23 protein-coding genes and 2 pseudogenes are annotated in these 17,797 nt (G+C 52.8%); 5 read left to right on the forward strand and 20 right to left on the reverse strand.

The window, feature by feature from the left end:
• Nucleotides 1-14 precede the first annotated feature (14 nt).
• The 20 genes from LJA86_RS13825 to LJA86_RS13920 all read right to left on the reverse strand — a co-directional run bounded on the left by LJA86_RS13825 (nt 15) and on the right by LJA86_RS13920 (nt 13,021).
• Nucleotides 15-317 carry a phage tail assembly protein gene (locus LJA86_RS13825; RefSeq protein ID WP_023616177.1) on the reverse strand — a complete coding sequence of 101 codons (303 nt, stop codon included), beginning with the start codon at nt 315-317 and terminating at the stop codon, nt 15-17.
• A gap of 56 nt (nt 318-373) precedes the next feature.
• On the reverse strand, nt 374-892 hold the full coding sequence (locus tag LJA86_RS13830; protein WP_045910027.1) for a phage major tail tube protein: 519 nt from the start codon (nt 890-892) through the stop codon (nt 374-376).
• Between the two features lie 11 nt (nt 893-903).
• Nucleotides 904-2,091 carry a phage tail sheath protein gene (locus LJA86_RS13835; protein WP_229226319.1) on the reverse strand — a complete coding sequence of 396 codons (1,188 nt, stop codon included), beginning with the start codon at nt 2,089-2,091 and terminating at the stop codon, nt 904-906.
• Between the two features lie 125 nt (nt 2,092-2,216).
• The gene (locus tag LJA86_RS13840; RefSeq protein WP_045910028.1) at nt 2,217-2,639 is read right to left on the reverse strand and encodes a tail fiber assembly protein; all 423 of its coding nucleotides are present in this window, start codon (nt 2,637-2,639) and stop codon (nt 2,217-2,219) included.
• 1 nt (nt 2,640) lies between these two features.
• Complete coding sequence (locus tag LJA86_RS13845; protein WP_229226320.1) at nt 2,641-4,803, reverse strand: phage tail protein; 2,163 nt, start codon at nt 4,801-4,803, stop codon at nt 2,641-2,643.
• A gap of 11 nt (nt 4,804-4,814) precedes the next feature.
• Nucleotides 4,815-5,345 (reverse strand): phage tail protein I, encoded by a 531-nt coding sequence (locus LJA86_RS13850; protein WP_023616181.1) that lies wholly within the window; start codon nt 5,343-5,345, stop codon nt 4,815-4,817.
• On the reverse strand, nt 5,338-6,246 hold the full coding sequence (locus LJA86_RS13855) for a baseplate assembly protein (protein WP_048224966.1): 909 nt from the start codon (nt 6,244-6,246) through the stop codon (nt 5,338-5,340). Before LJA86_RS13855 ends, LJA86_RS13850 begins: the two co-directional genes overlap by 8 nt.
• 5 nt (nt 6,247-6,251) lie before the next feature.
• Entirely contained in the window at nt 6,252-6,602 is a 351-nt protein-coding gene (locus LJA86_RS13860; protein WP_023616182.1) for a GPW/gp25 family protein, read from the reverse strand.
• Nucleotides 6,599-7,240: a phage baseplate assembly protein V gene (locus tag LJA86_RS13865; protein ID WP_048028949.1), complete on the reverse strand. Its 642-nt coding sequence runs from the start codon at nt 7,238-7,240 to the stop codon at nt 6,599-6,601. Before LJA86_RS13865 ends, LJA86_RS13860 begins: the two co-directional genes overlap by 4 nt.
• A gap of 112 nt (nt 7,241-7,352) precedes the next feature.
• Nucleotides 7,353-7,820: a phage tail protein gene (locus tag LJA86_RS13870; protein ID WP_048028947.1), complete on the reverse strand. Its 468-nt coding sequence runs from the start codon at nt 7,818-7,820 to the stop codon at nt 7,353-7,355.
• A complete protein-coding gene (gene lysC / locus LJA86_RS13875) occupies nt 7,783-8,028 on the reverse strand; it encodes an Rz1-like lysis system protein LysC (protein WP_229226321.1) in 246 nt (81 codons plus the stop codon). The genes LJA86_RS13870 and lysC overlap by 38 nt, the downstream gene beginning before the upstream one ends.
• A complete protein-coding gene (gene lysB / locus LJA86_RS13880) occupies nt 7,916-8,341 on the reverse strand; it encodes an Rz-like lysis system protein LysB (RefSeq protein WP_063622459.1) in 426 nt (141 codons plus the stop codon). The genes lysC and lysB overlap by 113 nt, the downstream gene beginning before the upstream one ends.
• A complete protein-coding gene (locus tag LJA86_RS13885) occupies nt 8,338-8,847 on the reverse strand; it encodes a lysozyme (RefSeq protein WP_111967455.1) in 510 nt (169 codons plus the stop codon). Before LJA86_RS13885 ends, lysB begins: the two co-directional genes overlap by 4 nt.
• A complete protein-coding gene (locus LJA86_RS13890) occupies nt 8,831-9,052 on the reverse strand; it encodes an HP1 family phage holin (RefSeq protein WP_023616187.1) in 222 nt (73 codons plus the stop codon). Before LJA86_RS13890 ends, LJA86_RS13885 begins: the two co-directional genes overlap by 17 nt.
• Nucleotides 9,043-9,246 carry a tail protein X gene (locus LJA86_RS13895; RefSeq protein ID WP_024906438.1) on the reverse strand — a complete coding sequence of 68 codons (204 nt, stop codon included), beginning with the start codon at nt 9,244-9,246 and terminating at the stop codon, nt 9,043-9,045. The genes LJA86_RS13890 and LJA86_RS13895 overlap by 10 nt, the downstream gene beginning before the upstream one ends.
• A 178-nt stretch (nt 9,247-9,424) precedes the next feature.
• Nucleotides 9,425-9,865 carry a DinI-like family protein gene (locus LJA86_RS13900; RefSeq protein ID WP_023616189.1) on the reverse strand — a complete coding sequence of 147 codons (441 nt, stop codon included), beginning with the start codon at nt 9,863-9,865 and terminating at the stop codon, nt 9,425-9,427.
• Nucleotides 9,866-9,974: 109 nt separating this feature from the next.
• Complete coding sequence (locus tag LJA86_RS13905; protein ID WP_229226322.1) at nt 9,975-12,164, reverse strand: replication endonuclease; 2,190 nt, start codon at nt 12,162-12,164, stop codon at nt 9,975-9,977.
• Nucleotide 12,165: 1 nt separating this feature from the next.
• The gene (locus LJA86_RS13910) at nt 12,166-12,387 is read right to left on the reverse strand and encodes a TraR/DksA family transcriptional regulator (protein WP_048028939.1); all 222 of its coding nucleotides are present in this window, start codon (nt 12,385-12,387) and stop codon (nt 12,166-12,168) included.
• Nucleotides 12,387-12,614: a DUF2732 family protein gene (locus tag LJA86_RS13915; protein ID WP_023616297.1), complete on the reverse strand. Its 228-nt coding sequence runs from the start codon at nt 12,612-12,614 to the stop codon at nt 12,387-12,389. The genes LJA86_RS13910 and LJA86_RS13915 overlap by 1 nt, the downstream gene beginning before the upstream one ends.
• A 68-nt stretch (nt 12,615-12,682) precedes the next feature.
• A complete protein-coding gene (locus LJA86_RS13920) occupies nt 12,683-13,021 on the reverse strand; it encodes a DUF5347 domain-containing protein (protein ID WP_048028937.1) in 339 nt (112 codons plus the stop codon).
• A 227-nt stretch (nt 13,022-13,248) separates the two neighbouring features.
• On the opposite strand from LJA86_RS13920, the gene LJA86_RS13925 reads away from it, so the two are divergent.
• The 5 genes and pseudogenes from LJA86_RS13925 (at nt 13,249) to LJA86_RS13945 (ending at nt 17,794) form a co-directional block, all read left to right on the forward strand.
• A complete protein-coding gene (locus LJA86_RS13925; protein ID WP_045910040.1) occupies nt 13,249-13,824 on the forward strand; it encodes a phage repressor protein CI in 576 nt (191 codons plus the stop codon).
• A 32-nt stretch (nt 13,825-13,856) separates the two neighbouring features.
• A pseudogene (locus LJA86_RS13930) lies at nt 13,857-14,854 on the forward strand (phage integrase).
• A complete protein-coding gene (locus LJA86_RS13935) occupies nt 14,841-16,289 on the forward strand; it encodes a hypothetical protein (RefSeq protein ID WP_229226323.1) in 1,449 nt (482 codons plus the stop codon). The pseudogene LJA86_RS13930 and the gene LJA86_RS13935 overlap by 14 nt, the downstream one beginning before the upstream one ends.
• 265 nt (nt 16,290-16,554) lie before the next feature.
• Entirely contained in the window at nt 16,555-17,127 is a 573-nt protein-coding gene (locus LJA86_RS13940) for a hypothetical protein (protein ID WP_229226324.1), read from the forward strand.
• 217 nt (nt 17,128-17,344) lie between these two features.
• Nucleotides 17,345-17,794 (forward strand): annotated as a pseudogene (locus LJA86_RS13945) (SymE family type I addiction module toxin).
• Nucleotides 17,795-17,797: the final 3 nt, after the last annotated feature.

The following is a 17,797-nucleotide window of genomic DNA, read 5'->3' on the forward strand; positions in this document are numbered from 1 at the left end:
GTTTTCAGGAAATCTCAGCGAGCCGAAGCCGGTGACAAAAAACCGATCACCTTACCGGCAAAAGAGAGCAGATCGCAGGCATCCAGACGCGCAACTTCATGCTCGGTCAGAGCCGGCGAGGTCATTCGCGGCAGCACCTTGATCAGGGCATCAACGTCGGATTGCGCCAGCGAGGCCAGCGAGATCCCACGCAGAGTCCCGGCATTCGGTTTGGAGACCGTCACCTGTTCAATTTTTTGCTCGCCGCGCAGAACGGGACTATCAAGCGTGACGATGTATGAGCTGTTGTTCATGGCGTTCTCGTTGCTATTTTCCATTTCATTACTCTTCTGAAAGTTAGCTTACCGGCCGGCTATCCCGGCCGGTTAAAGGGTTACAGGCCGATGGCCTTACGGTGTTCAGCCAGACGATCGACGCCGTCGACTTTCAGCACCATGTTGATGATGTCGATCTCGATGATCTCTTTGCCATCAATGGTCAGCTGGTAGTACGCGCACTCGGTGGACATCTTGGTGGTGCCGCTTTCGCCCTGCTTGTTCTCGCCGCCATCAAACTCTTTATGACGGCCGCGCATGACGATTTCGACGGCGGAGATTTCGCCGGTATCATCACGCTGGAAAGAGCCGGTAAAGCGCAGCGGCACGCTGTCCGCGCCTGGAGAGGCGTACTGCGCCCACAGCGCGGCGTCCGGCAGACCGCCAACGGTCCACTCCAGCGCCAGGGCATCATCGTCCAGACCGAGATCGACAGAGACCGAGCCCGGCATACCGCCGCCACGATACTTCTCCAGCTTGCGGGTAAGCTTCGGTAGAGTTACAGACTCAACAACGCCCATATAGCTCAGGCCATCGTTGAACATATTCAGGTACTTAAGTTTGCGTGGTAACGCCATGCTTCAGCTCCTTAGCTATTAACCGAATCTGACAGGTCTGCCAGATAGGTATCGGTGATGCGCTGGCGCAGGGTCAGATTTTCCAGCGGCGGGACAGGGGTGTAGTCGTAATCGATATACAGTTTCCCCGCTTTCAGGGTGGTTGCGTCGTTAGACTCAGGGTCATACCAGCAGGAGCCGTCGACGATATAGCCGTTGGTTTTCAGCTCGCGGAACTTGGCATTAATACCGGAAACGATGTCGCGGATAAGCGTTGGCGTGATGGGTTTATCCATCGCCCACGCGTGCGCTTCCGCCATGGTATCGGCCAGCACCTGCGCGGTACGGGTGTAGTTTTCAAAGACGAATAACGGGTCGTCAGAGCAGGTACGGTTACCCCAGAATTTGAAGCCGTCGTTGCGAATCAGCGTGGTGACGCCCGCCTGGTTAAGCAGGTTCGCATCGGTAGCCTGTTCCTGCAGATCCCAGGAGACAGAAGCGCTTACGCCAGTGACGCCGTTGACGCCAACGTTTGACAGGGTTTTATGCCAGCCGATGGTCTGGTCGATTTTGGCGCGCAGGCCAAGCGCGCGAGCGGTTGCCCAGGCCGTCGTCGTTGCGTTCGTGGTGGTATCCCATGCCAGAAAATCAGGGTGGATAACCATCAGCTCGCGCTGGCTGAAGTTTTTGCGGTAGTCGATCGCCTCAGAAATGGTTTTACATTCCCATGCGCTGACATAGCCGAACGCGCGCAGGCTCTGGCACATCGCGGCCAGCGCGGTTGCCACTTCCTGAGAATCCAGCCCCGGCACGCCGAGAATACGTGGCTTAACGCCGGTTACCGTTTTCGCCGTGAGAAGCGCCTTCAGGCCGGTATATTTACCGTTTTCATCGGTGGTACCGATGATGTTGGAAACGGTCTGTTTGCGCGCCTCTTCCGGGGTTTCAGCGGTGCTTTCAGCCACGCGAACAACAACGACAACCGGTTTACACTGGTCAGCAATCGCCTGCAGAGAAGCGGACAGCGTCCCCGCCTTGCCAGCTTTCGCAATCGCAGTTTGCACGTTGGTAATGAGCACGGGCTCGTTTAAAGGAAATGTCTTGTCGTCAGCATCGCTGGCCGTACAGACCATACCGATGATTGCCGTCGAGACGGTGGAAATGGTGCGGGTGCCATCGTTGATTTCGATAACTTCCACGCCGTGGTGATAGTCGCCCATCCGGTTAACTCCTTCGTTTAGTGGTGAGGCTATTGTCTGTGGAGTGCGTGATTGATGCGACGTATTGGGGTTGGGGAAAGGATTACACAACAAACGAAAAACCCTCCGGATGGAGGGTTTGGGAGTCAGGCGGGGCGTTCGGGCCATTGAATGTCCGGGGCGGCGCTTACATCTACCCGGTTAAGCATGACCCGGTATCGCTTCCAGCCTAAAAGCACGGCGGCTTCTTCGTCGGTAGCAATACCGAGTTCGGCTGCATCTTCAAGCGGAGTGATAATGTCACTTGCCGTTTTCATTAAGGCGTTTTTTTGCATCGTTGCCTGGCTCACGCGCTCTTCATAGGTTGGTGCGGGAGGTTCCGCTAATATGGGATAGCCATTTTTATCTGGAATAATTATTTTCCCGTCTGCTTGTCCCTCCATCAGCGACACATAGTCTTCATCAAGCACGCTGACATAATTATCCGGCCACGTTTCGGCGGAACGATAATCAGCCTCCAGCTCATCATTATAAAAAGCCCCGTTCTCAGGAGAGTATATATAACTCATATTAATAGCCTCGCGCTTCAAAATAAGCTTTAACTTCGCCACTGCCCGCTATGTAGGTGAAACCTGATCTGTCAGGGTTTTGCACGTAAATATTTTGGTCGTGGAACCCATTGGTGAATAGCAAGGTTAACTGCACGCTGAGACAGGCGTTAGGAAACGCCGTTGGGAAGGTAATACGCGTCGAATCAGCACTACGCGTTGCCACACCCCACTGCTTCATCATGCCCGTAGAGTTATCTTTCTCCCAACCGCTCGCTGCCTTACTGGCTGCATTTTTGAGATTATAACGCGCATCGCTTTCGGCTTTTGTATATGCGCTAGTTTTAGCCATATAGCCTGCATCAGATTGTGCTTTAGTGTAATAGCGGCCATCAAAATTAGCGAAGCTGCCCGGTATAATTTGTCCTGGCGCGGAAAAATTACCGCTGGTATCCCATTTATAGTTAACGTCCTGGCCACCACTGCCTTTCATGTGCAGATGCCATGAAAGAGCGGTATCAGCGACAAGAGACCCCATGGAAAAAGCCCATGAATTGATCCCGGTAATACTTGCCTGCTGTTTTAACGCGGGGTGGTATTCACTCGCTCCAGTTGTTGAATAGGTATTATAAAATGGTGCCTTTGTTTTGTACTGCTCAGCCCATGCAAAAGAATTGCTATAACCCGCTGTAATTTCCTTTGTGGCGTAGATGGTGTTGCCCACAGTAAAAGGTGTTTCGGATTGCAACGCCCCGGTTTCAAAACTCACCCGTAAAGGACGCAGCGCATTGTAATTTCCATAAGCATCGCCCTTATTGGTCAGCATAAGATAAAGATTATTACCATCATTACGCCAGAAGCAGCCGTAGTCCCCATATGCAATCCGATAACTATTGGATGAAATAGATTGCACTTCCCCGTTTGAACGTAAATAACCGCTGAATTGTCCCGCACCGTTTGTCTGAAACAACAGCGAGCCGTCTTTATTTCGCTGTGAGTAAAAATGGTAGCCGGTGTCATCCCCCAGTTCGACTACAGATGGCCGGTCTACATTACCCCAAAGGCGCAAAGCTGCATTCCTGTCAGAGGTATTAGAAGAATAAAAAGAGAGTTTTTTAGTATCCCCCGAATAAAATCCGCCAAGTTGCGAGGTGAAATTACCCCTTACTCTCAGGCCGGTACTTGTGCTAATCGCCAGTTCCTCCTGCGAATCTGTACTGCCTGTCGCCAGGCGATATTCGCCACCCTGAACGGTTTCGTGCCAGATAGTATCCATCGCTCCGCCGCGCATTTTACGCAGATAATTTTTATTACCTGTCGTAGCGTTAGAGAGTGCCGTTAAGTTATAGGTTGATTGCGTTATAGCGTCCTGATTCAACGTTCCGGTCATACTGTCGCCGAATTTGCTGACTCGCTCACTGGCATTTTTATTGGCCACAGCTGCGTTGTCGTTAGCGACTTTCACTGCCTTCGGCGTCGCTGCCAGCACTTCAGACACACTATCGGTAGCACTACTGAGCTGAACAATACCCTTTCGCGCCGTCGTTGCGTCCGCTGCCGTGTATTTCCCGTTAGCCAGATCGTACGCTGCCTTTACCGCTTTAGGCGTTGCTGCGAGCACCTCGGAAGCACTGTCAATGGCGCTGCTGAGCTGCGTAAAGCCCTTCGCAGCAAGGGTCGCATCCGGATGGCGCCGCGAAAGCTCGTGCTCCGCGAGCTTACCGTCGACGTAATCCTGCGTCGCCATCACCGTTGAGGTGTCAATCGTCAGCTCGATGGATGCGATATCGCTTACCATGATGACCATTCGCAATGTCTGCGCGCGACCCGAGCCCTCCACCAGCGTGGGTTTATAGCTTTCAGCCATATTTCCGACCGCAATCAGCGTCCCAGTATCGTCAATCAGCCCCATCTCGCGCATCCAGAAACCGCCAACCTCAGGAGGAATTAGCAGCTCCGCCACGACGTAGTTTTTATTCTTTTTGTCCTGGCTGATTTTATTTAGCCCATGGCGCCAGACTTCATTAACCAGCTTCGTCTGCCCGGCATCAGGAACCGGCAATGTGCCGCCACCGTCACCCACGGCCATCGCCGTAAAATTGACTTTCTTGCCGTTCGGGACGGTCGCGGCAGCCAGTTTTTCGGCACCGGCTTTGGTGATAACCGTTTTATATTTCACTGTCATTGTGCTCTCACTTATCCGGGATAAACCGTGATGATGTCGCCGTCATAGCTCAGGGCGCCGGTATAGAGATAACCCGGTATGTCCTGGATGATATTCAGGCCAATAAGGTGGCGGCTGGCAGGCTTTGCATCAGCAATAAGCCTCTCCATTTCGTAATACATTTCCTCGGTGATGCCCGTGTCCAGTACGCCGATATCAAGGCGGAAGGTGCCGGGCGGATCGTTGGTTTGCCACCACTCGGTAACATTAATCAGATAGCCAAGCGGCTCCACCACGCGACGTACAGCGCCTATCGTTCCCTTGTGGGCATGAATAAACCACGCGGCGCGGATCACCTCCCGTTTGGTGGCCTCCGGCCAGTTCTCATCCCAGCGGTCAACCGAAAACGCCCACGCCAGCCAGGGCAGCAAATTCGCCGGACAGGTGTCCGCATTCCAGAGATGGCGCAGCGGAACCGGCGTATTTTCGATGTCCGCACAGGCGCGCGCCGCGGCGACCTCAAGCGCCGATGAGCCGACCGGTAAAAGGCGGGCATTACTCATCGTTTCCCCCCACGGTTACGCTGTAGTGGCTGCACCAGGAGGCCTGAGTTTCATCAAGCACGATGTCAGCCGCGGGTGCGGTCAGTTCCACCCGCTGCACCCCTTCCACGTGAAGGGCAGCGTAAATGGCTGACTTGCGGATATCGCGTCCCAGCCGATGCTGAGCCGTGATGTAGGTCTGTAATCGGGCTCTTGCCGCATTGAGTACTGGTTCACTTTCGGGGCCGGGAAAAAGGAAAAGCGATGCTTCAATGCTGTAGTCGACAATGTTGGCCGACTGGACGGTCACGCGGTCGGCGACGGGCCTGACGTCCTCATCGTTCAGCGCATTGCGAACAACGGCGAGCAGTTCCTCAGACGCTACGCCGTTATTCTCCCGGGAGAGCACGGAAACCGTGACGTTTGCGGGCTGTGGGCTAATGACGGAAATGTCAGCCACCCGACCATCTGCACTGCGGCCATGGAACTGATACGCGCCCGTCGAACCGGCCACGCTCAGCCCTTCCGGCGCTTGCTGGATGCGCAGACGAAAGTCGGTATCGGACTCCATCACAGCCGGAGTGGGCGGTAACGTGGTGTCGTCGGCAGGGGTAATCGTAAGACGCGCAAGGTTCGCGTTTGCCCCGATCTGGTCCAGGTCGTGGCCTGCCGCATAGGCCAACATGACCGCCCGTGCAGCCTCGTTTACGCGCTGGCGCCAGATGACTTCCCGGTAGGCATTCTCCTGCAGCAGCTTCACAATCGGCTCGGATTCCAGCGTCAGCGTCCGTGCAATCGCCTCTCGCTCCTCTTCCGGATAGAGGGAGACAAAGGTGGCCTTTCGTTCTGCCAACAGCGTTTCATAATCCACCTCCTCCACGACATCAGGCGCGGCGAGCTGGCTCAGATCAACAATAGCCATAGCGTTTAACTCAGTGAAATGGTGATAGAAAAGGATTGTCCGGAGGTCGGGCGCGTACCGGTGATATCGACATACAACGTCCCGTCGTTCTCCGAACGTTCGAAAGTGATGGCCGTCAGGCTTATCCGCGGCTCCCATTTCTGGATGGCGGAATAACAGGCGGCCATGATCTGCAGGCGCAGCGCCGGGCTCTGCGGCCTGTCTATCATCGCCGCCAGAAGCGAGCCGTAATCCCGGCGCATGACCCGCGAGCCAATCGGCGTAACCAGAATGTCGCGCACGCTCTGCCGGATGTGGTCAGCCTCTGAAAGGCTTAGCCCGGTCTGCCTGTTCATTCCCCTGTAACGCACCGTCATTGTGTCCCCTTAGTCCAGCTTCCGCCGCTTTGCACACTGCCGTGCGCGTGGTTGTCCACCTGCACTCCGTTGGAGGTCAATTTACCGCCGGAGTGCTCAATATTTCCGGTCATCACCCCGCCCTTCTGCACTTCCAGCGAGGCGGTAATTAACTTGTTGGTACACACCACTTCAGGCGTATCCAGCGTGATGCGGGACGTTGAGATCACCCGCACTTCCGGCACGGTGGCGGTCAGCGATTCAGAAGCGGAAATGTCGGCCATTTTAATACCTGAAACCGTCAGCGCCCCGCGTCCGGGTTCATACTCGATCACCGCGCCGTCAGGGAACGCGACGTGGAACGCGTCAGGCGACCCGGACGGCGCCGGATGGTCATCAGAGAAAATGCCGGGCAGCACAAAGGCGGTATCCAGCTCACCGCCGATGGCCAGCAGCAGCACCTGCTCTCCCTCGGAAGGGGCCCACCACACGCGCGAACGTCCCGCACGGCAGGTTAGCCAGTTCAGCCAGGTGGTTTTCATCCCGCCGGTCTGGACACGACAAAGCCCTCTGTTGAGGTCAACGTCGGTCACAACACCGATACGAATCAGATTGCGGATCGCGCGAGCGATACCGTGCATGGAAGTTAATGTATTCATGAGAAGAGAATGCCGTTCAGGAGGAACGGCAGCAACGAGACGGGGTTTTCTGCGGGATGATACAACAAGCGGTCCAGACAGCTGGCGGCTGGCGGCCTTCAGCGTGGGGAGCTTAGTCCTCCCACTGGCTGACCAGCTCACCGTTGATGTACAACGCCTTCGGACGCGTGACGGGCTCCGGCAGCGGCGGCTCCGGGGAATAGGTCGTGTGCAGAACGCCCTGTTCCTCGGAAACAAGAATGCGCTCAGTTAATTGCATGCTGATGCTGATATCCATCGTAGCGTCATCGTTTAAAACGATCGCGAAGGTATATCCGTTTTTGCGACCGTCATCGAGGGTAAAAATGTCCGGCTGGTTTTCCCGCAGCCAGGCCAGTACCGGAACAAAAAATCCCTCGCTGTCGCCCGTGAAACCGCTAACCTTCGCGTTCAGCACATACCGTTTTTCAAAGGAGAGCGAGGAGGCAAGACGGGCGTCTATATTGCCGCTGCCGACCGACATCTGCAGGCGCTCCGGGTTGGTATTCAGTTGGGGGATCGCGTCAATTAATGCCTGACGCAGGCTCTTGAGTTTGTGCATCGAGTTTATCCTGACAGTCTTTAATGGTTTCAACCTGCAGCGCGCAGGCGATAAGGGCGTACTCAAGCCTGCGTATATCGGCGCTGAGATCGCCGTTAGTGGCGGGTTCGCTTCCCGGCATCGGGCAGCGGCTCACCTTCGGGCAGGCGTTGTAAACAATGGGCTGCGGAGGCGCAGGCGGTGCGGGTGTGCAACCTGCGGACAGCATCAGGCAGCTGAGCGGTATACCAGCGGCGTAACGCTTCATTTTCATTGAGTAATCTCCCGATAGTCGCTTCCCGTCTTGCCCTCTCCTCGCCCGCAGCGACAAGCTCTTCACGGAGCCTGACCTGGGCGTTTTCGTTTGCTCTGGCCATCCGTTGCGACTGGGACAGCTGATGGTTAAGCGTAGCGAGGGCATTTTTTTGTTCGCTGGCGACACGGTTGGCCGTGGCTAAGGAACGGGACAGGGTCTGGTTGTCATGACGAAGCCACAGCGCGATCGCCAGCAGCCCGGCCAGCATCAGCATGAGGACTCTCATGGCAGCCCCTTCATGCACCAGGCCTTCTCGCGGACACGGCGGTTTTCCAGACCGGTATTTTTGACGCCGTTGACGTACACCCAGCGGGTAAGCTCGCCGCATGCCTGCGACCACTGTTTACGCTTAATAAAAGACACCAGAGTCGAACGGCAGGCGGCGCCTGCGCCAACATTAAAGGTAAAACTCACCAGCGCGTCGTAGACCCGCGGCGGCATCTCCACCGGCGCGCACGTCGCCAGCCGTCGCTCAACGTTGAGTACATCAGCAACCAGATTTACAGCGGCCTCACGCTCGGTAATGTCCCGCGTCGGCACAACGTTTGCCGTGTGGCCAATGCCTGACGTCCATACCCCAGCGCTGCACCGATAGGGCGAGAGGCGACAACCTTCGAGATCGGCAATCAGCGCCAGCCCCTCAGGGGACGTTTTCAGTAAACGAAAGTCGGGCATCAGCACCGCCAGGGCCAGCACGCCGGCGACGCTGCAACGCTTAATGATTGAGTTCACGAATGCTCTTCTTATCGAGGCCCAGCGACTGAAGATAGCGCCAGGTTTTTCGCTTAAACCAGTAGTTCGTCAGCGCGGTAAAAATGGCGCAAACACTCCCCACGTACAGCGCGACCTTTTCAGGAGACATCGCCCCGAACCAGGCCAGCGCCACGGCCAGCCAGTAGGCGATAAACGTGGTGATTTTCTCCAGGCTCAGTCCCATAGATTTACGGATTCTTTGGTGGGGGCGCTATTTACCTCCGGCATCTCTACCGGCGTGCCGTGAGGCAAGATAACGCCTGACTCCGCGAGGCCAGGATTGGCCTTCAGAACGGCTTCTACGACGCCAGCCGTGCGCCCATAATAGCGGGCGCAAACGGCATCAAGCGTGTCCCCCTGCATTGCATAGATCTTCATCAGACGCTCCCAACATCCGGTTACCTGGTACTGTAGAGTTTCCCGGGCTGGCGGCCTTTTCGCTATCGCTGACGGATGGACAATCGCGGACACAACAGACCGTCCACAAGCAGCGAAGCGTGTGTCAACGAAAGCGCAAAATCAGAATGAGGGCGTGCATTCGGGTAATGATGCTGGGCTAGCGCCAGCTCTCGTCTTCCCAGACTTCCCGGAGAATATTATCCAGCATCTCGCGATCGGCTTCTCCTTCGAGCCCCTGGAGCTCTACTCCCGTCATCGATCCTATTTTCACGGTCACCCGCGATGACGGGAACAGGGATCTTATTCGGCGGGTCAGTTCGTTCTGGAAGGCTTCGACGACGCCATGGCCAATCTGCTGGTCTTTATCGAGCGTAATGTTCACCCGAACGTTACCCTCTTTTTTGATGCGTTCCGGAACAGGCGATGCTGAGAAAACAACGGTAAACGCGTTGTTTTTGATTAAATTTCCCCGCGCAATCTCAGCAATCAAATTCAGGGCAATCTCACGATCTCTTTCCTGACATGTTCCTTCTGTCGTCAGTCGAGCAATCATCTCGACGCGTTCAATCATGACCTGCTCGTTCAACTCTCTGTCCACACAACCTCCACCACGAGATACTGTATAAACATACAGTAGCACGTATTCATAAAAAGAGTGAAGCGAAAAATCAGAACTCTTCACGGTATGTACATGATATCGATGGAGATTAGCGTGCTCTCATAGCGAACAGATCCGATAAATGCCCAATACGTTCAAGGATTTTCCGCGCCTTGTGCTGATAAGAACACGCTGCCGGAAAGAGCGTTCCGTCAGCTGCGCCTCTGCACCATTTGTCGTTAAAGCGGCTTACGCCGCCCGCCATAAGATGCAGGGCCTCTGCGCGGCTGATGGCGATTCCGGTGGCGAGCCGAACTTCATCAATCACCTTCTCCGGGACCCCGTTCTGCGGATCCCGCTCGTAGACAAAGGGCGCCGCTGCGCCGGGCCGGATGTGCCTGATACGCTCGGTTAATGCCCGTCTCGCACGCCGGTTAAGGGGTTGAGAGAGATCGCTCAGCGTACAGTTATTGACAGAACTCCGAGAAGGCGCAGTTACATTCTCAGGCTCCTGGGTCCGCTTCGGCACAATTTTCCACTGCGTGAGCCGGGTTAAAACCGGGCTGCCCGCGCCGACGGCGGAATCGTACACGCCGCGGATGCGGACCGTTTCTTCGCCGTACTGGTTAAACCCGGTACCCGGCTCATACAGCGTGCGCACCTGTAAATCATCGCGACGCACAAACGGGCCGCCCTGTGCAGTGACGTAACCCGCCCAGTCACCGGCGTCGGCAGCTTCATGGACGGCAGCAAACTCGACGCTCAGACCACGCGCGGTCTCTGCGTCTGCCAGTCGGCGCAGCTCGCGGTAGACCGTTACCGGCGCGCCGCCGATGAACTGAAACTGGCGAATGTGCCAGCGCCCTGCCCAGGCCGATACGGCGGACGCCGTCTCCTTCAGCAGGCCGCCGCTTTCGTTATCGGTCTCGCCATCGAGCGCATAGCCGTCGATATTCTTTGAGATGTATTTGGCGATATAGCCGGTAGCGCTGCCTTTCTGCGGATCGATCGCGTCCGCGTGAAAGCGAGCCTGTCTGGCGCTTTCGCTCTGCAGCTCAGCGGCATCCTCCTCCCGGGCGTAGTCCCCTATAATCCGGCGAACGCATTCGACGTCTTCCGGCCGCATAAACATCAGCATGTGCCAGTGGGGCGTACCGTCGTGATGGGGTTCCGCAACGCGGATACCAAAGATACGGCGACCTTCCCGGTGCAGCTTTGCGCGGATGCGCGCCCACACCCGGGTGAAGAAGCTTTGCGTCTCCGCCGGGCTGGCCCCGTTCCACTTCGCGTTGGGGTAGCCCGATTTCACGGTCGCGTGATACTGCGCGGGGGCGGTTAAGGTATAGAATTCGCCCACATAGCCCAGCGCCTGACAGATATTTTCAAACCCGCGAATGCGGGTCATGAGTTCACAGCGACGTATCGCTGGGTTGGCCACCGAGCTATCGTATTTTTCAATCAGGCTAATGCGGTTGCCCTCTTCATCTTCCAGCTCCATGCCCTTGAGAAATTCACGGGTGCGGCGCTTCTGCTCGCGCCACTCGGTCACGCAGCGTTTGCTCGCATACGCCATTCTCTTTTTGCTGACGTTGCCGAGGGCAATCTGCAAATGCTCGCGCCAGGCAGCCGCGATCCGACGTAAACGCCCGCGCCACCACGCCTCGGAAAACATCCGCATCACCGCAGCGGCAACATCGTCTTTGTTGAAAAATGTCTTCGACACCCGCTCCCAGTGCGGAGGCGACACGTTGAACTGTCGGGCGATCAGTCCGGCGCGCTGATACCAGACGTACAGCGTCTGGTATTCACCCATCTCAGCATCGTTAATATTCGCCAGCTCGCCGCGAATAAAGCTGGCGATATCGGCGGCCAGCAGGTCGATATCCGCGCGGGACATATCCGGCAGACGGTTATAGCGGGCAACCAGTTCAACCATTCGCGAGGCAAGGTACTGCAGAAGCTGGGTATCGAAATGGCCTTTAAACACGGCTCGGGAGACTGCGTCATGCAAACCTGCGCAGGCATAGCGTTCAGAGACCCGCCGCAGGCGGGGCAATATCCTGTTGCAGAAGCGGATAAAAAAGGCATTGGCCTGGGGATTGCCCCGATGCAGTTCGAGGGCGTCAACGGCGCGCCAGACCTCAAAACGCACGCAGTCAGGCTGCTGTGAGAGGGCCATTCTTGCCTGCAGCAGCGTCGCGAAGAAGCGATCGCGACGCTGCTGCTGGGCATGGGTAAGATAAGGGCTGGCAATGGCCGACCGCGGTGCATTCCACGGATAAGCGAATGACGTAGCCAACTCACCCTCCCCGGACGTGTTTATTTTTCATCTCCGCGATCTCCTGACAGGTGACGCACAGGGCCACGCCGGGCACCGCCATACGGCGCGCCTGCGGTATTGGAGCCTCACACTCCTCGCAGAAGAAACGCGAAGGCGATGCGGGTCGTCTGCGGGCGCTATTAATGTGGCGCTCTCTGTCTTCCTGCTCGCGCGCCTGGGCAAGATCGATAAAATCGGCCATCAGTGCAGCTCCTGGGATTCACGCTCGTAGCGGGCCGCCTCGTGGCACAGCAGTTCGGCAACGTCTTCTCCGCTCATGCCGGTTTTGTAGATCTGGCTTGCCAGCGCCTCCAGACGCAGGGAGACCGCAAGGGCGCGCGCGCATCGTTCCTCTGTTTTTGCCTCCATCAGCAGGCGTTGCAGTTCTTCACTTCCGATCGGATAAGGGCGGTTTTCACTGTGTCGCATTACGCGTTCTCCTTAAATTCAGGCAACAGGGTGCCCGGCGGGTTTACGCCATTCGTTTTTGGGTTGGGTTACAACGGCATGGTCAGCCGTTCAGGAAATAAACTCACAACAGCACGAAAATGATTCATCGCGGTAATTAGCGCTCTTTTCTCCTCTGTGGTCAGCTCGCTGATATCGCACTCATGACGGGCGACGGGTAATCTCGCCAGGAAAAAGAGAGCGGCCAGCGCCCTGCTGTTCTCCTCAAAAAAGGGATCGCGCTTATCGCGCATGTCAGCCATAAACCGTGCCAGCTCTTTCCCGCTATCGCTCCCGTAGCGGGCGCGCAGTTCAGCGATGTGGTTAAGCCCGCTAAGACGCGCCCCCACGCTTAGTGGAACCCTTGCACAGGCAGCTTCTATCGCCATATCTCCCCTCGCATAAATGTATGCACGCTAATGCGTTCAAAACGGGCAGAGCACGGCTTTTTCCGCCGTTTGAGGATTGCGATTTCGGAAGCCATGCTGCATGATTCCCATTTTGATAATGCCTGCAATCATTAGCCTCAGTTTGCCAACGTCTGCCGCTGATTGCCCGAATTTGTAATGATACTAATACCCAAATGAGTATTAGTAAACACCCAAAGGAATATATTTTGATACTAGATTCTCAAGTGAATAATGAAGAATTGCTCGATAGAATCTGTCAGGTATATGGTTTCACGCAGAAAATCCAGCTGGCCCGACACTTTAATATCGCCGCCAGCTCGCTTCAGAACCGCTACGCGCGCGGTACCATCTCTTACGACTTTGCGGTTCAGTGTGCGCTGGACACTGGCGCCAGCCTCCGCTGGCTGATGACCGGCCAGGGTGCGCAGTTTGCAGGAAACCCCGCCCCGGGCGATCCCGTTTCGGTTGCGACATTCACACTCAGTGACGGAAGGCTGGAAGAAAATTCCATTTTGAGTATCGACGCTGCTTTCTTTAGCAAACCGCTGACGCGCGGCATCGCCGTCCGCGCGGAGGGGAAACTGCACTTTATCGAAAAAGAGGCGTCGTTAACCGACGGCCTGTGGCTGGTTGAGATTGAAGGCACCGCCAGCATCCGCGATCTGACGCTGCTGCCGGGGAAAAAACTTCACGTGGCGGGCGGCAAGGTTCCCTTTGAATGCGGTATCGACGAGATAAAAACGGTAGGACGCGTGGTGGGGATCTATAGCGAAGTAAGCTGAGGGTAGGTCGTGAGAATCCTGCTGCCTTTTAGATTTATGAGCTTTATCCAAACGGGGCAAAATGTAGATGTATCAGAAAGAAATTCGCCACCAAAGGAGAGGCACTAGCGTTTGAACAGCACACCGTCCAAATTCCGTGGCAGGAAGAAAAAGAAGACAGGCGCACTTTAAAAGAGCTGGTTGACTCATTGTATAGCGCTCATGGTATTACACTGAAAGACGGCTTGAAACGCCGGTTAGCCAGCACCATGCTTTTAAGTGTATGGGTGAACCTCTTGCACGCGATTTCGATGCGCAGATGTTATCCCGCTACCGGGAAAAGAGGCTAAAGGGTGAATATACCCTTTCAAATAGGGTTAAACAGGTTTCTGCTCGGGCACTTAATCTTGAACTGGTCTACTTTAGCGCGATGTTCAATGAGCTGAACCGCCCCAGAGAATGGAATGGTGCAAATCCACTGGGAAATATGCGCCCATTCCGCACCGAAGAAATGGAAATTGCCAGGCTAACTAACGACCAGATTTCGTTACTTCTCGGGGAGTGCAAACGATATGGCGACCCTGATTTAGAAACCGTGATAAGAATCTGCTTCACCAGTGGTGCATGATGGTCTGTAGCCGAAAGCCTGAAAAAAAGCCAGCTTGCGAAACACAAATTCACCTAAACAAATATGAAAGGCAGAAAAAATCGCACCGTCCCAGTCAGCACAGAACTCTACGACACCCTACCTGATGACAGAAAACGTTAGTTGTTTGGTGATTGTTATGGAGCGTTCCGGTCTGCGCTGGAAAGAACAGGCATTGAATTACCGGCAGAACAGTTTACCCACGTTTTACACCACACCTTTGCCAGCCATTTTACGATGAATGGCGGTAATATTCTGGTCGTACAACGCGTGCTAGGTCACACTGGCATAAAAATGACGATGCACTATGCTCATTTTGCCCCAGCTCACTTAGAAGATGCAGTCAAACTCAACCCACTAAATAAACAATTACCTTTTAAAGAGAATTACCATGTACCTCGATGAATCTGGATTAAACCCTAAACTTAAAGGTCTTTGGTTAATGCTAAAAAATCAAGATCTAATGTCTCACGTCAGCCTGGATGATATAAGAGAAAGAGCGCAAAGAATGGGTATATCAATTTTAGAATTAAAAGAGGTTGATTTTGGTTATCAACATATGATGAAAGGTGTACTACTTAATAGCGACATTGGAAAAATCATACTACCAAGAACTAAAATAGAAGACGTAAAAAATTACCAATCAAATATAGAGCCAACAAAAAACATACGAGAATTTTGGAAATCAGTTGATTGGTTTATTCCTGTATATATAAATAATCTAAAACTTCATGATACTTTTAAATTCACAGGGGCAACACCAAAGACCCGTAAACACTATGATAAACGGAAGTTTCAGGAAATGTTCGATTATGCATTCCCTCGAATTTACGATCTATCTACAATTATTCCGATCACAATGCAAGTGCTACCTAAATCACCCTCTTTTAACAAACATCTTCCAATTATAAGGGAGGCGATTCTTGCATTCTACAGCGGCATGCAGGTATCAGCAACAGCTTCGCTGATACCAATTATTGAAGACATTATAAGAAGCATTCTTGGTGTAGCAAGTAGACGTTCTGATACCATTAGTAATGTGAACAAGTGCATTGATAATGCCTGCTTAAATGCACTCCTGATGGATATACATAATGCAGGCTGGATTCCAAGAGAATATCGTGAAGAAACATTTTTAATCACGACGAATGAACGAATTTTAATCTTAGAAACGATAAGAGATTGGCTTGTTGAGAGTTTCTATGCAGACACCAATAATTATACTAATTATTCCGGATTCAATAGACATCACTTTGCACATTCATTGTCAAATATCTGGCATCATAAAACTATTTTTTTTAGAGCTATTGGTCTTATTCAAGCATTAGCTTTTGTAGAGTGTTTTGCGGTTAAAGGAAGTAAATTGAGTATATTCACACCCTCCTATAATAAAAATTCTGAATCACTTCATTTGGAAATATTAGCATGTTTAGAGCTACAGGCTCATAAAAAAATGGCTATTGCCACAATTCAAGCCAGAGAGGGGCTTCCTCATACATCCACAGCATCAGATGATGGATGGCTCTTACGAGCAGGAATATTGAGTGAAAGGATGGATAAAGAGGTAATTGCAAACCTTAAAAATAAAGGATGGCAATGTTACAACTTTGAAGACCCTATAAAAGAAGGCGAGTATATTACCGTTGAAGCAAAAAAGGGCCAGAGAAACATAAAAGTCGCGCTTCTCTATAGTTGTGCAACTTCAAGAGAAATTTATTTGGCGTTAGAATCCACATGTGATTATATTCTTTTTCAAAGCGCCTCTTATAAAATTAAAGAATTTACTCAAGGAATAACAAAAGTAGTACAACCATTAAGTGCTTGGCTCGTTCCTGATTAACTCTAACAAAATGCCTTCATACCAAACAGATTCCGCAAAAGGATATGGCGAATGATAGGTAATCACTGGCAAAGAATGGCAATCTATGCCAATGATAAATAACGCAAACTATTGATTTTCTGTTGTCCCGGCAGGAGCTCATAATCGCTTGGTCGCTGGTTCAGTCCAGCAGGAGCCACCATATTTTAGCTACCTTCTGAGATGGCTTTTTTATTGGCCGTAAGCTGCTAATATCCTTGCCCTGATGTACCATCAGGAGCCCGGGATGCTGACGTCTTTATACCCTTATACACTTAATGATCTGCTATGCCTTAAAAAGTCCGGCGAACCGCTATACCCGTTAGTTAGAGAAGACTATGACAAAAAAGTTCTCGAATGGGCAGAGGTGCAGGTCATGGCAGGCGACGAGTCGGAGGCGCGATTAATCTTTGCCTCGTTAAACCAGGATAAAATCCAGGACGACCGAGCATTGAAAAGAGATCTCGATGCTGACCGGCATGAAGCAGGCCTGAACTATCCTGATAAACGGACCAGTGCGTTAACCTGCCTGAAAATTCAGCTCTGGAATCTGGTTCATTGCGAAGATGCAAGGATAGCAGAGACTCTTTTATACGGTTTTGCGGCAGCTTTTCTGAACTCTCCTCCTGGGTTCTTTGCCAGAGCCTGTCGTTATCTGAGTTGGTTGTACAATCATCTTTATGATGATCTAGGTGGGGAATATCAAACATTAGCCTCTGAAACGAGTGCTGATGAGACGTTGTCTTATATAAAAAAATATATCACTCCAGTTTATCGAAAACTAAAAAATGATGACTGGCTGAATTTAATCCTCTCCTGATCCCTATATTTCCGAATCCAGCTCGCACATTTCAACATTATCGTATCATTCAATACTGTATTTTTATTCAGTTGGATGTAATGTACTCAGCGTAAACGCCATCCCCGTTAAGGAAGCGATGAAAAGTAGGATAGATTAATAAGACAATAGGTCGCGATATGAAGGTGGTGGAACACCTCCATACCGCTAACCACAAACAACTTAGAAGGAGTTGAATATGGCTGCGATGGTTTTTAAGCCAGAGTTTACTGTTTTCAAAAAAGAATCAGACGCTTTTACCACTATAATTGAAAACCGCGATCTGATACGCAAGAACGATACTCGCCGACTTCACGGCAATCGAACCGATGCCGCGCCCGTTCATCCTCGGGCAGAAACACCCGAAGACTGTACAGCCTGCTGAGAGCTTTATTCTCGCGTGGATTGCCACTCCCTTCCCCTAAGTGGTAAGCGGCTATCTAATGCAGGTTTTATTAATGGAATGCCTGTCAAAATTCGGGTTATGAAGGATTGTATTATCATTACGCCACAACATACACGCGAATTATGGGGATGCCTTGAAGGCATGAGTGTGGTGAATATTAACAAACAGAAAGTAGAAAAATGGTTGAAGACATTTCCGGGTGCATTGAATGACTTAGGAGATGACCCCATTATAAAGCGATAAAAA

The sequence above is a fragment of the Enterobacter sp. TCD1-1 genome (assembly GCF_020567405.1).
Lineage (GTDB): Bacteria > Pseudomonadota > Gammaproteobacteria > Enterobacterales > Enterobacteriaceae > Enterobacter > Enterobacter quasiroggenkampii.

Coding starts and splice junctions, on each gene's coding strand:
- LJA86_RS13895 (WP_024906438.1), bottom strand. CDS start 9,246: ATGAAGATCTATGCAATGCAGGGGGACACGCTTGATGCCGTTTGCGCC.
- LJA86_RS13825 (WP_023616177.1), bottom strand. CDS start 317: ATGGAAAATAGCAACGAGAACGCCATGAACAACAGCTCATACATCGTC.
- lysC (WP_229226321.1), bottom strand. CDS start 8,028: ATGCTGTCCGCAGGTTGCACACCCGCACCGCCTGCGCCTCCGCAGCCC.
- LJA86_RS13865 (WP_048028949.1), bottom strand. CDS start 7,240: ATGAATACATTAACTTCCATGCACGGTATCGCTCGCGCGATCCGCAAT.
- LJA86_RS13830 (WP_045910027.1), bottom strand. CDS start 892: ATGGCGTTACCACGCAAACTTAAGTACCTGAATATGTTCAACGATGGC.
- lysB (WP_063622459.1), bottom strand. CDS start 8,341: ATGAGAGTCCTCATGCTGATGCTGGCCGGGCTGCTGGCGATCGCGCTG.
- LJA86_RS13915 (WP_023616297.1), bottom strand. CDS start 12,614: ATGCGACACAGTGAAAACCGCCCTTATCCGATCGGAAGTGAAGAACTG.
- LJA86_RS13835 (WP_229226319.1), bottom strand. CDS start 2,091: ATGGGCGACTATCACCACGGCGTGGAAGTTATCGAAATCAACGATGGC.
- LJA86_RS13860 (WP_023616182.1), bottom strand. CDS start 6,602: ATGACGGTGCGTTACAGGGGAATGAACAGGCAGACCGGGCTAAGCCTT.
- LJA86_RS13850 (WP_023616181.1), bottom strand. CDS start 5,345: ATGAGTAATGCCCGCCTTTTACCGGTCGGCTCATCGGCGCTTGAGGTC.
- LJA86_RS13870 (WP_048028947.1), bottom strand. CDS start 7,820: ATGCACAAACTCAAGAGCCTGCGTCAGGCATTAATTGACGCGATCCCC.
- LJA86_RS13890 (WP_023616187.1), bottom strand. CDS start 9,052: ATGGGACTGAGCCTGGAGAAAATCACCACGTTTATCGCCTACTGGCTG.
- LJA86_RS13935 (WP_229226323.1), top strand. CDS start 14,841: ATGTACCTCGATGAATCTGGATTAAACCCTAAACTTAAAGGTCTTTGG.
- LJA86_RS13910 (WP_048028939.1), bottom strand. CDS start 12,387: ATGGCCGATTTTATCGATCTTGCCCAGGCGCGCGAGCAGGAAGACAGA.
- LJA86_RS13840 (WP_045910028.1), bottom strand. CDS start 2,639: ATGAGTTATATATACTCTCCTGAGAACGGGGCTTTTTATAATGATGAG.
- LJA86_RS13845 (WP_229226320.1), bottom strand. CDS start 4,803: ATGACAGTGAAATATAAAACGGTTATCACCAAAGCCGGTGCCGAAAAA.
- LJA86_RS13920 (WP_048028937.1), bottom strand. CDS start 13,021: ATGGCGATAGAAGCTGCCTGTGCAAGGGTTCCACTAAGCGTGGGGGCG.
- LJA86_RS13855 (WP_048224966.1), bottom strand. CDS start 6,246: ATGGCTATTGTTGATCTGAGCCAGCTCGCCGCGCCTGATGTCGTGGAG.
- LJA86_RS13940 (WP_229226324.1), top strand. CDS start 16,555: ATGCTGACGTCTTTATACCCTTATACACTTAATGATCTGCTATGCCTT.